This window comes from Acinetobacter seifertii (genome assembly GCF_000368065.1).
Taxonomy (GTDB): domain Bacteria; phylum Pseudomonadota; class Gammaproteobacteria; order Pseudomonadales; family Moraxellaceae; genus Acinetobacter; species Acinetobacter seifertii.
The window spans coordinates 47,279-48,087 of sequence record NZ_KB851202.1; the positions used below are offsets into that span (position 1 = coordinate 47,279).

The window sequence follows — 809 nt, forward strand, 5'->3', positions numbered from 1 at the left end:
ATCTATATTTCATATCCAGTCCATGATGTTTAAGCCATCATAAACTAGACATTTTTATTGGTGAGAATATAGACACTTTAAATGGGTTCTAACACATTAATTTCGTATAGCCGCCATTATGTTAAATCAGGTTTAAAACTTAATATCATGTGAATTAAAGTAGGTCGGATCAAACTCTATCTCTCCTATTTCATCCTCGATAATTTGCATGTAATCGTCATATCTTGGATGTTTGGGTTCTTGTAATGCATCTAAAATATCAAGATATCCAAAAATTCCTCCAATATCTTCAAATGGAGCATGATTTTGACCATCTATACAACATGGATATTTTTTATTTAAATCAGGAGATTGTCTGCTTTCTACAGTAATCAAATGTTCCCAACAATCGCCAAAATCATATGTATATATAATTTTTTTACCTACACGTAGAACTTCTTTCAATTTTTGTCTTTTATTGATCTTTTCATGCTTAATAGTCGTGAATTCATGTAAATGGCTATCTTCCCAATCAAAAGCAGATTGAATTGCCTTATGGAGCCTAGATAAAGTAGCTGCCGATGAAATTTGAATAGTTCTCCAGATTTCAGGATCACTGCCTAGCAGACTAATTTTTAATTGAAAAACTTCATCAGAAGATTTGAGCTTTACAGTTCCCATAACAGCCTAGTTCTCAAAAAATAGTTTTAGTAAATCTAAAATTAACATAATACGCCTTATACGAAATGCGTTTGTTAGAACCCATTTAAAGTGTCTATATTCTCACCAATAAAAATGTCTAGTTTATGATGGCTTAAACATCATGGACT

The 809-nt window shown here is 31.4% G+C and carries 1 protein-coding gene; it reads right to left on the reverse strand.

What is annotated here, in order from left to right; genetic code table 11:
* Window positions 1-132: 132 nt before the first annotated feature.
* A complete protein-coding gene (locus F985_RS19680; RefSeq protein WP_002124964.1) occupies window positions 133-660 on the reverse strand; it encodes a plasmid pRiA4b ORF-3 family protein in 528 nt (175 codons plus the stop codon).
* Window positions 661-809 lie beyond the last annotated feature (149 nt).

What these genes read in the sequence shown, in the direction of transcription:
- F985_RS19680 (WP_002124964.1), bottom strand. Translation starts at nt 660, where the DNA reads ATGGGAACTGTAAAGCTCAAATCTTCTGATGAAGTTTTTCAATTAAAA.